Origin of the sequence: Pseudomonas agarici (genome assembly GCF_001543125.1) — a bacterium.
GTDB classification, from domain to species: domain Bacteria; phylum Pseudomonadota; class Gammaproteobacteria; order Pseudomonadales; family Pseudomonadaceae; genus Aquipseudomonas; species Aquipseudomonas agarici.
The window spans coordinates 3486501-3497227 of record NZ_CP014135.1 but is presented as its reverse complement, the minus strand read 5'-3'; the positions used below and the strand labels follow the sequence as shown (position 1 = coordinate 3497227).

Genomic DNA, 10727 nt, shown 5'->3' with positions numbered 1-10727 from the left:
CCGTTGGAATCCGACGCATTATGTCTCAGCCCTGCTCCGCAAGACACTCGCGTAATGCGCTATGCCAATCTGGCTGGCTCACTTGCCATTGGCGCAGCAGGCGGCTGCAGTCGAGGCGCGAGTTCAGCGGGCGGGGAGCGGGTGTCGGGTAGGCACTCGATGGGATGGCCTCAAGGACTGCGCAAGGTTTGTTCAAGGCCTGCAAGTGCTCGCCGATGGCCTGGGCAAAGCCGAACCATGAGGTTTCGCCGCTGGCGGTCAGGTGGTAAGTGCCCCAGGCCCCAGCCTGGCCGGCCTGCCAGCGCTCGATCAGGGCGCGTGTGCTGTTGGCGATGGTTCCGGCCCAGGTCGGCGCGCCTACCTGGTCGGCGACGATGCGCAGTTGCGGTTTCTCCTGTAGCAGCCGCTGCATGGTCAGCAGGAAGTTGCGTCCGTGGCTGGAGTAGACCCAACTGGTGCGCAGGATCAGGTGCCGGTCGTGGGCCGTGGCGATGGCCCGCTCGCCGGCCAGCTTGCTTTTGCCGTAGACGCTCAGTGGCTGGGGCACATCGTCTTCGGTATAGGGTTCGGCCTTGTTGCCGTCGAACACATAGTCGGTGGAGTAGTGAATCAGCGGAATGCCCAGGTCGGCGGCTTCCTCGGCCAGGATGCCGGGGGCGCTAGCGTTGATCGCGAAGGCCAGCTCCGGCTCGGACTCCGCCAGGTCGACGGCGGTATGGGCGGCGGCGTTGATGATCAGGTCGGGGCGGTGAGTGCGGACTTGTCGGCGGATCTGCTCCGGGTGCGCCAGGTCGAGCTGGTCGCGTCCCGCCACTATTAGCTGACCCAGATCGCCCAAGCGCTTTTGCAACTCTCGGGAGACTTGGCCATGCTGGCCACTGATAAGGATTTTCAGGGGAGATGGGTTCATTCGAACAGGTCGGCCTCGTGCAGGGATTTGCCGTGCTGATCCTTGGCCGAAAGTTGCACAATCCCTTCGAATTCCCAATCGATGGCCAGGGTCGGATCGTCCCAACGGATGCAACGCTCGGCGCTGGGGGTGTAGTAGTCGGTGGTCTTGTAGAGGAACTCGGCGTAGTCGCTGAGCACCACGAAGCCATGGGCGAAGCCTTCGGGTATCCACAACTGGCGATTATTTTCGGCTGACAGGCGTATGCCGACCCATTGGCCGAAATGCGCCGAGCTGCGCCGGATATCCACGGCCACGTCGAGGACTTCGCCGCTGATGACGCGCACGAGCTTGCCCTGGGTGTTTTCCAACTGATAGTGCAGGCCGCGCAGTACACCTTTCTGCGAGCGCGAATGGTTGTCCTGAACGAAGTCCAGGTCCAACCCGGTGGCCGCTTGGAAGGCTCGGGCATTGAAACTTTCGTAAAAAAAGCCGCGCTCATCGCCAAACACCTTGGGCTCAAGGATCAGCACCTCTGGCAGGCGTGTCGGTGTCGCCTTCATCGTTGCTCTCGTGCGAGGGTGAACAGGTACTGGCCGTAGCCGGTCTTGCCGAAATAGCGGGCGCGCTCAAGCAGGTGATCACGATCGATCCAGCCATTCTGGTAGGCAATTTCCTCCAGGCAGGCGACTTTCAGTCCCTGGCGGTGTTCGATGGTCTGCACGTACTGCGAGGCTTCCAGCAAGCTGTCATGGGTACCAGTATCGAGCCAGGCAAAGCCACGACCGAAACGCTCGACGTGAAGATCGCCACGTTTGAGGTAAGCATTGTTGACGTCGGTGATTTCCAGTTCACCGCGTGGCGATGGCTTGACCGCCTTGGCGATCTCGATCACGTCGTTGTCGTAGAAATACAGGCCGGTCACCGCATAGCTGGATTTCGGCTGGGCGGGCTTCTCTTCGATGGACAGTGCGCGACCTTCGCTGTCGAAGTCGATCACACCGAAGCGTTCCGGGTCTTTGACCCAGTAGCCGAAGACCGTTGCGCCCTTGGGCTGTTTGGCGGCGTTTTTCAGTTGGCTGCTGAAAGACTGCCCGTGGAAGATGTTGTCGCCGAGGATCAGGCACACCGGATCATCGCCAATAAACGCCTCGCCGATCAGGAACGCCTGGGCCAGGCCATCTGGAGACGGCTGCTCGGCGTAGTTGAAGCGCACGCCGAACTGGCTACCATCGCCCAGCAGGTTGCGGTATTGCGGCAAGTCCTGCGGGGTGGAAATCACCAGGATCTCGCGAATGCCGGCGAGCATCAGCACCGAAATCGGGTAGTAGATCATCGGCTTGTCGTAGATCGGCAAGAGTTGCTTGGAGACTCCGAGAGTGATCGGATGCAGGCGGGTGCCGGAACCGCCGGCCAGGACAATACCTTTCATCATGCCAACAATTCCTTGTGATCGAGGGCGCCCAGGCGTTCGCCTTGGTAGCTGCCGTCCTGGACCCGACGGCACCATTGCAGGTTGGCCAGATACCATTGGACGGTCTTGCGCAGACCGCTTGCGAAGGTTTCTTCAGGTGTCCAGCCCAGCTCACGCTCGATCTTGCTGGCGTCGATGGCGTAGCGCAGGTCGTGGCCTGGGCGATCCTTGACGAAAGTGATCAGGTCGCTGAACCGCTCGACCCCGACCGGACGCGCCGGGGCCAGCTCCTCCAACAGGGCACAGATGCCACGGACTACGTCGATATTCTTCTGCTCGTTATGGCCGCCGATGTTGTAGGTCTCGCCCACCACGCCGTCGGTCACCACCTTGCATAGCGCGCGGGCATGGTCCTCGACGAACAGCCAGTCGCGTACCTGCAGGCCGTCGCCGTACACCGGCAGGGGCTTGCCGGCCAGGGCATTGAGGATCACCAGCGGGATCAGTTTTTCCGGGAAGTGGAACGGACCGTAGTTGTTCGAGCAATTGGTCAACAGCACCGGCAGACCATAGGTACGGTGCCAGGCGCGAACCAGGTGGTCGGACGCAGCCTTGCTCGCGGAATACGGCGAGCTGGGGGCATACGGGGTGGTCTCGCTGAACAGATCGTCGACGCCATGTAAGTCGCCATACACTTCGTCGGTGGAGATATGGTGGAAGCGGAAGGCATTTTTTGCTGGCGTGGCGAGCTTCGACCAGTAGCCGCGAGCGGCTTCCAGGAGGCTGTAGGTGCCGACGATATTGGTTTGGATAAAATCCGACGGGCCGTCGATGGAACGGTCTACATGGGATTCGGCAGCCAGGTGCATGATCGCGTGGGGCTCGAAGCGCGCCAGGATGGCGCTGACGGTCGCCTGATCGACGATATCGGCCTGGACGAACTCGTAGCGGGTATCGGTCGCGATGCCGCTCAGCGATTCGAGGTTACCGGCATAGGTCAGTTTGTCGAGGTTGAGGACTTCGTGTTCGGTGTTGCGGATCAGGTGTCGGATCAGGGCAGAGCCAATAAAACCGGCACCGCCGGTGACTAGAATACGCATGTCGGGATGCCTTTTCCTTAGACAGACATTCAATTAATGCTGCATAGCTTGTGGGTAGGCGCTCGGCGGTGCAAGTACGATTGCTCTTGTATCGATGCCGGTCCCGCCTACTTTACTTCTTGCTTGCGTATTGACGACAGCAATGGCGATATAGACAGTCAATAAGAATTTCAGGGAATCGTTACATGTTGCCCGCCACGTTGATCCGTCGCGCCAGTCTGCCAAGCCCGTCTGTCCCGATGGCGTGGGCGCTGCAACTACTTGAGGAACATTACGGACTCTGTGCAACCTTGCAGGCGTTGGGCAGCCAACAGGACCTCAACTACCGGGTCGACAGTGCCAAAGGTCGATTCGTCCTGAAAATCTGCCACGGCGACTACCCCATCGTCGAGTTGCAGGCCCAGCATGCCGGGTTGGCGTACCTCGGCGGTCGCGATGGCCTGCGGGTGCCGCGAGTGATTGCGGCGAACAACGGCGAGGACCTGCTGTCCCTCGAACTCGACGGGCAGCGGCTGCATGTGCGTTTGCTGGAGTATATCGAAGGCCAGCCGCTGACCCGCCTCAAGTACCTGAGCCGCGACCTGGTGATCGGCCTCGGTCGCCTGTGCGGGGAAATCGACCGCGCCCTGGCGGACTTCCGGCATCCGGGCCTGGAACGTAGCCTGCAATGGGATGCCCGCCACGCCAGTGCGCTGATCGACCACCTGTTGCCGGTGATCAAGGACCCGTTGCAGCAGGCGGTCATTCGTGAGGCGGTCGCCAAGGCCGGGCGGCGCCTGCAACCGTTGCTGGACAAACTGCCGGTGCAAGCCGTTCACCTGGATATCACCGACGACAACGTGGTGTGGCGCCGTGATGGACAACGACGCTGGCAGTTGCAGGGCGTTATCGATTTCGGCGACCTGGTCCGTACCTGGCGCATTGCCGAGCTGTCGGTGACCTGCGCGGCCTTGCTGCACCACGCCGAAGATGATCCCTGGGTGATTTTGGCGGCGATCCGAGCCTATCACGCGGTCAATCCCTTGCTACGCGAGGAGCTGCTGGCCCTGTGGCCGCTGATCGTGAAGCGCGCCGCGGTGCTGGTGCTCAGCGGCGAACAGCAGGTCAGTATCGATCCGGCCAACCGCTACAGCCGTGACAACCTGGCCCACGAGTGGGAAATCTTCGAGGTGGCGACCTCGGTGCCCGCCGAACTGATGGAAGCGGCGATTCTCACGGCGCTCGGGCAACCTCTGGAGGCAATCGGCGGCGAAGGCTTTGCGTCCTTGCTGCCGGGGCTGGCGGGACAGGCGTTTGCGCTGGTCGACCTGGGCGTGCTCAGCCCACATTTCGCGGCGGGCAATTGGGAACAGGACGGTATAGACCGGCGCCTGCTGGCCGAAGCGGCGGCGGCCAATGGCCTGGCAGCCAGCCGCTACGGGCAATACCGTTTGTCTCGCACCCGGCCGGACAGCGCGGTGGAACCTGATACCTGCCCGTTGCACGTCGACGTGCAGGTCCCGGCGGGCACCGTCGTGGCGTCACCCTTTGCCGGGACCTTGCACGCTCTCGGCGAAGGCGGCGTGCAGTTGGTGGGCAAACCCCTGAGCCTGCGGCTCTGGGGCGTAAAGGCGTCCCTGGAATTCGGCGCCGCGGTGGTCAAGGGGCAAGTGCTGGGTGAGTCCGGCGGCGTGCTACGGGTGCAGTTGTGTCGACATGCCGAACTCGATCCGCCGTTGTTCTGCACGCCTTCGCGCGCCGCCGCCTGGCAGGCCCTGTGCCCGTCGCCGGCGACATTGTTGGGTCTGGCTTGCGACGCCGAACCGGCAGCGGATGCGAGCGACCTGCTGGCCCGTCGCGCCGCCAGTTTTGCTCGCACGCAGAAGCACTATTACGTCGACCCACCGCAGATCGAGCGTGGCTGGCGCAATCACCTGATCGATATGCAGGGCCGCTCCTACCTGGACATGCTCAACAATGTCGCAGTGCTCGGCCATGGTCATCCACGGATGGCCGCCGAGGCGGCGCAACAGTGGTCGCGGCTTAACACCAACTCGCGGTTTCATTACGCTGCCGTCACCGAGCTCTCCGAGCGGCTGCTGGCCCTGGCGCCGGACTCCATGGACCGGGTGTTCCTGGTCAACAGCGGCACCGAGGCCAACGACCTGGCGATCCGCCTGGCTTGGGCCTACAGCGGCGGGCGCGACATGCTCAGCGTGCTGGAGGCCTATCATGGCTGGTCGGTGGCGGCCGATGCGGTGTCCACCTCGATCGCCGACAACCCCAAAGCCCTCGACAGTCGCCCGGACTGGGTGCACCCCGTCACTGCGCCCAACACCTATCGCGGTGCCTTCCGTGGCAGCGCCAGCGCGCCGGACTATGTGCGCAGTGTCGAGCACCAGTTGGCGAAGCTGGCCGAAGAAAATCGCCAACTGGCCGGCTTTATCTGCGAGCCGGTGTATGGCAATGCCGGCGGGATTTCCTTGCCGCCGGGTTACTTGCAGCAGGTGTATGCACTGGTGCGGGCTCGGGGTGGTGTGTGTATCGCCGATGAAGTGCAGGTGGGCTACGGGCGCATGGGCAGGTTCTTCTGGGGTTTCGAGGAACAGGGCGTGGTGCCGGACATCATCACCATGGCCAAGGGCATGGGTAACGGCCAGCCGCTGGGCGCGGTGATTACCCGGCGGGAGATCGCCGAGGCGCTGGAGGCCGAAGGCTATTTCTTCTCCTCCTCGGGTGGTAGTCCGGTCAGTTGTCGTATCGGCATCGCGGTGCTGGAAGTGATGGCCGAGGAAAAGCTCTGGGAAAACGCCCGGGTCGTCGGTGGCTACTTCAAGGAACGTCTGGAGGCCCTGATCGATCGGCATCCGTTGATGGGCGCGGTGCACGGCTCGGGTTTTTACCTGGGCGCCGAACTGATCCGTAATCGCCAAACGCTGGAGCCGGCGACCGAAGAAACCGCGTTGCTATGCGACCGGCTCCGGGAACTCGGGATCTTCATGCAGCCCACGGGCGATTACTTGAACATCCTCAAGATCAAGCCGCCGATGTGCACCACGCGTCGGAGCGTGGACTTTTTTGTCGATATGCTGTCGAAGGTGCTGGACGAAGGGTTGTAGAAAGCATCGCCTGCAAACGGAACGGCTCCTGGCTGTTGTCTAGTGGCCCGTGTGGTGAGTTCTATGAGTCCATTTCGGCGCCATAAACCCCTGGCCTGCGTTGCTGTTCCTCGCCATAGCCCGGCTATGACTCGTCACAGCGCCTTGGCCAGGGACTTATGGAGTCCGAACTTGAGCTAACGAACTCACCGTACAGGCCACTAGGGTTCTCGGGGCGCGGAACAGGTAACGGCCGCCTTGACTGGGTGGCGTGCGCAAGGGTGTCATCCTCAAAAGTATCGATTCTTATCGGTAAAATTATCGCCATGTGCATCGGCTCTTTGTTTTTTAACTTTAAAAGTCGATTTTTATCGCCTATAAAGTCTCTTGTTGTTCCTACATACACTTGTCACGACCGCCGTCCGAACCTCTCAGCGCCTTGAAAACTCTTGACGGTTCCCTGGAGTCCCGAATTCTATGACTATCTTGCGCAGCACCCCACGCGCCGACGGCTTTCATATGCCCGCCGAATGGGCGCCCCAGACCCAGGTCTGGATGATCTGGCCCGAGCGCCCCGACAATTGGCGCCTGGGCGGCAAGCCGGCACAGGCGGCGCATGCCGAAGTGGCCAAGGCCATCGCCCGGTTCGAACCGGTAACGGTCGCGGTTTCCGCGGGCCAGTATGAAAATGCCCGGGCGCACTTGGACGTGCCGAATATCCGCGTGGTGGAAATGTCCAGCGACGACGCCTGGGTGCGCGACAGTGGGCCGACTTTCGTCATCAACAACCAGGGCGAAATCCGCGGCGTACACTGGGGCTTCAATGCCTGGGGTGGCTTCGACGGTGGCCTGTACGCGCCGTGGAACCGCGACGAACAGGTCGGCGGCAAGATCCTCGACCTTGAGCGCTGTCAGGCATATCGCCCCGAAGGTTTCGTGCTCGAAGGCGGCTCGATCCATGTCGACGGTGAAGGCACGCTGCTCACCACTGAGGAATGCCTGCTCAATCGCAATCGCAACCCACACTTGACCCGCGAGGAGATTGAACAGGTTCTGTGCGAGCACTTGGCGGTGGACAAGGTGATCTGGCTGCCGGACGGCCTGTTCAACGACGAGACCGATGGCCATGTGGATAACTTCTGTTGCTACGTGCGTCCGGGCGAAGTACTGCTGGCCTGGACCGACGATCCGCAAAACCCCAACTATCAGCGTTGCCAGGTCGCCTTGCGGGTCTTGGAGAACAGTGTGGATGCCAAGGGCCGCCAGTTCGTGGTGCACAAGATGCCGATTCCCGGCCCGCTGTACGCCACCGCGCAAGAGTGCGCTGGGGTGGATGCCGTTGCCGGCAGCCAGGAGCGCAATCCTTCGGTGCGCCTGGCTGGCTCCTACGTGAACTTCCTGATCGTCAACGGTGGGATTATCGTGCCCAGCTTCGACGATCCGTTGGATAGCATTGCCAGGGACCTCTTGCAGGATCTCTTCCCGCAGCACGAAGTGGTGATGGTGCCAGGTCGGGAGTTGTTACTGGGCGGTGGGAATATCCATTGCCTTACACAACAACAGCCTGCAACGTACCAGGAGTGAGTGGAGCTGTAACAAATAGTGTTATTTCGCCAGTGATGGCATTTTTGCATCATTGGCGAATGTTTCTTCACCTAGCCCGCGGCCCTTGTGGGGTGCGGGTTTTTTTCCGTGGCGCGGTCGACAAAGCTGGCATTTTGGCATAACTCTTGTATCAGCTTTCTCTATGAGCGAAGCGTCTTTTAGATTGCGACGTTCTGTCATAAACCTTGAGTAAGTTAGCCGTTCATGAACCAGGAGAGCGTCGATATGAACGTAGCCAGCGAGCGAGTTTCGCATCCCCTGTCGGTGACGAGCGAGTCGCTTCAAGTTCTGGCCCAGTGGTTGAAAAGCGATGGAACGCCTACCACCCGAGGTCAGGAACCTTGTCGCATTATTATCGACCGCTATCCCGAAGGACTGTTCAGCGAAGCTGAACTGGAAGCCCTGCTAGGGGTTTTGCAGGGTTAAAGGACTAAAGAAAAAATACCGCTGCCCGGAGCGATCCTGGCGGCGGTATTTTTTATCCGTTTCAGAAACCCTGGTGGCCTGTACGGTGAGCTCGTTAGCTCAAGTCCGGATGTCACACGTCCATGGCCAAGGCGCTGTGACGAGTCATAGCTGGGCTATGGCTAGGAGCAGCAACGCCGGCCAGGGGCTTGTGGCGCCGAAATTGACTAATAGAACTCACCACACAGGCCACTAGGTGTCGGTGACCGCTGGGGCGTGCGTATGCAGGCCGTCGTCGCGGATAGCCCAAGGTCGGTATCGGCGCGATTGCGGTGTGTCACGTCGAGCGTGTATCGAGAAAGGCGGGAAAATTTACGCTTAGTCACTATTAAAAAAGCTGCGCAATTACCTGCGTGTTGAGCTTTTTTCAATATATCTTGATGGCTACATAAGCGCCCACCTGGCCTGTTATACGGCTCCGCGAATCAGCCCGCATCCCGGCAATCACCACGGCGGGAGCGGTCCGCAGCCTGGAGGGTCGTGTGCACCGAATACTGGAGGGCACCGTTGCGAGTCGACTATGACGTTGGCTGATATATCTTTTTTTGAGGTTGGCGAAGAGCTTTTGTCTAATTGCCTGGGATTCATGAAATTGACACTTTAGTTGTGTCGCAGATACGATTCGCGTCACGCCTGTGGCTATAAGCCATATAATAAAATACATAAAAGGCCCGCTGCACACCCCTGCAGCGGGCCTTTTTGTTTCTGCTTGAAGCCACTCACATACACAGGTTCAGCTCGAAGTCGCAGGGCGTATCATCCAGTAATAAGGAAAATAATAGTATGTTGAACAAACGGATCAGTCTGCTCGCACTGGGCATCCTCAGTGCTACTCAGGCCATGGCTAGCGAGCAATCGGAAGCCAAGGGCATTGTCGAAGACAGCCATCTGAGCATTCTGCTGCGTAACGCCTATATGAACCGTGACTACAAACGCCATAACCAGGACAAGATCGAGTGGGGCCAGGGGGTTATCGGCACCTTCAAATCCGGCTTTACCCAGGGCACCGTCGGCGTCGGCGTCGATGCTTTCGGCCTGTATGCCCTGCGCCTGGACGGCGGGCGTGGCGAAACCGGTGCCCAAGGCATCGACTTCTTCGCCCAGGACAACAAAGGCGACCCGGTCCGTGATATCGCCAAGGGCGGCGCCGCGGTGAAATTCCGGGTGTCCGACACCGTGTTGACCTACGGCGATCAAATGCCGTCCCTGCCGGTGCTGAACTTCGACGACTCCCGCCTGCTGCCGGAAAGCTACACCGGCACGTTGATTACCTCCAAGGAGATCAAGGGGTTGGAGCTCAACGCCGGTCACTTCACCGAAGCATCGCGCAAGAGCGATGAAGGGCGTGACAGCGGTGGCCTGAAAAGCCTCAATGTGCTGGGCGCCAGCTATCAATTCACCGACAACTTCAAGGCCGCGCTGTACGGCACCGACTTCGAAGACGTGATGAAAAAGCAGTACGTGAACCTGAACTATGTGGTCCCGGTGAGCCAGGATCAGTCCCTGAGCCTGGACTTCAACGGCTACCGCACCGAGCTGGATAAGGATTATGCAGCCAAGGCCAATGCCGGCGGCCAAGACAACAAGATCTGGAGCCTGGCGGCCACCTACGTCCTGGGTGCTCATTCCTTCACCGTCGCCCATCAGCGCAGCACCGGCGACAGCTTGCTGGGCTACCCGTATGGCGGCTACCTGCGTGGCCAGGGGCGTGTCGGCGATGGTGGCAACACCATCTACCTGTCCAACTCTTACTGGTCCGACTTCAACGCCTCCGACGAGCGTTCCTGGCAGTTGGGTTATGGTCTGGATTTTGGCGCTTTCGGCGTGCCTGGCCTGAGCTACAACGTGGCGTATATACGGGGTGACAACATCACCACCTCCACCAGCACGGGCGGTACCGAGCGCGAAATCTTCAACCAGATCAAATACGTGGTCCAGAGTGGCGCTGCCAAGGGACTGAGTGTGAAGGTGCGTAGCTCGATCCTGCGTGTGTCGGAGAAATCCAGCGAGTACAACATCAGCGGTAACGAAGTGCGTGTGCACATCAACTACCCGATCAACGTGTTCTGATGGGTGCGACGACGCTGTAGCCAGTTGATGCCAGTCTGAACAGTTGCCCCGATGTGACCGTATCAGTGAGAGATAAATAGATACCTCTAATTGACGCCAGTAAAGGG

At 60.3% G+C, this 10727-nt stretch carries 8 protein-coding genes; 4 read left to right on the top strand and 4 right to left on the bottom strand.

The genetic code is table 11. The annotated features are described in order from the left end of the window. Nucleotides 1–25: 25 nt before the first annotated feature. From rfbD to rfbB, 4 genes are read right to left on the bottom strand one after another with little or no spacing between them, the layout of a single operon-like run. Complete coding sequence (rfbD, locus tag AWM79_RS15255) at nt 26–910, bottom strand: dTDP-4-dehydrorhamnose reductase (RefSeq protein ID WP_017132529.1); 885 nt, start codon at nt 908–910, stop codon at nt 26–28. Beyond that, nucleotides 907–1452, bottom strand: coding sequence for a dTDP-4-dehydrorhamnose 3,5-epimerase (gene rfbC / locus AWM79_RS15250; protein ID WP_017132528.1), 546 nt, complete (start codon nt 1450–1452; stop codon nt 907–909). Before rfbC ends, rfbD begins: the two co-directional genes overlap by 4 nt. Next, the gene (gene rfbA / locus AWM79_RS15245; protein ID WP_060783177.1) at nt 1449–2324 is read right to left on the bottom strand and encodes a glucose-1-phosphate thymidylyltransferase RfbA; all 876 of its coding nucleotides are present in this window, start codon (nt 2322–2324) and stop codon (nt 1449–1451) included. Before rfbA ends, rfbC begins: the two co-directional genes overlap by 4 nt. Further along, nucleotides 2321–3403, bottom strand: a complete 1083-nt coding sequence (gene rfbB / locus AWM79_RS15240) for a dTDP-glucose 4,6-dehydratase (protein ID WP_017132526.1) — start codon at nt 3401–3403, stop codon at nt 2321–2323. Before rfbB ends, rfbA begins: the two co-directional genes overlap by 4 nt. Before the next feature lie 185 nt (nt 3404–3588). Between rfbB and AWM79_RS15235 the strand changes: the two genes are divergently transcribed. From AWM79_RS15235 to AWM79_RS15220, 4 genes are all read left to right on the top strand, one after another. Next, entirely contained in the window at nt 3589–6501 is a 2913-nt protein-coding gene (locus AWM79_RS15235; protein WP_017132525.1) for an aminotransferase, read from the top strand. A gap of 456 nt (nt 6502–6957) precedes the next feature. Further along, the gene (gene aguA, locus AWM79_RS15230) at nt 6958–8064 is read left to right on the top strand and encodes an agmatine deiminase (protein ID WP_017132524.1); all 1107 of its coding nucleotides are present in this window, start codon (nt 6958–6960) and stop codon (nt 8062–8064) included. A gap of 246 nt (nt 8065–8310) precedes the next feature. After that, entirely contained in the window at nt 8311–8511 is a 201-nt protein-coding gene (locus tag AWM79_RS15225) for a hypothetical protein (protein WP_017132523.1), read from the top strand. Between the two features lie 822 nt (nt 8512–9333). Then, nucleotides 9334–10620, top strand: a complete 1287-nt coding sequence (locus AWM79_RS15220; protein ID WP_060783176.1) for an OprD family porin — start codon at nt 9334–9336, stop codon at nt 10618–10620. The last annotated feature ends 107 nt before the right edge of the window (nt 10621–10727 follow it).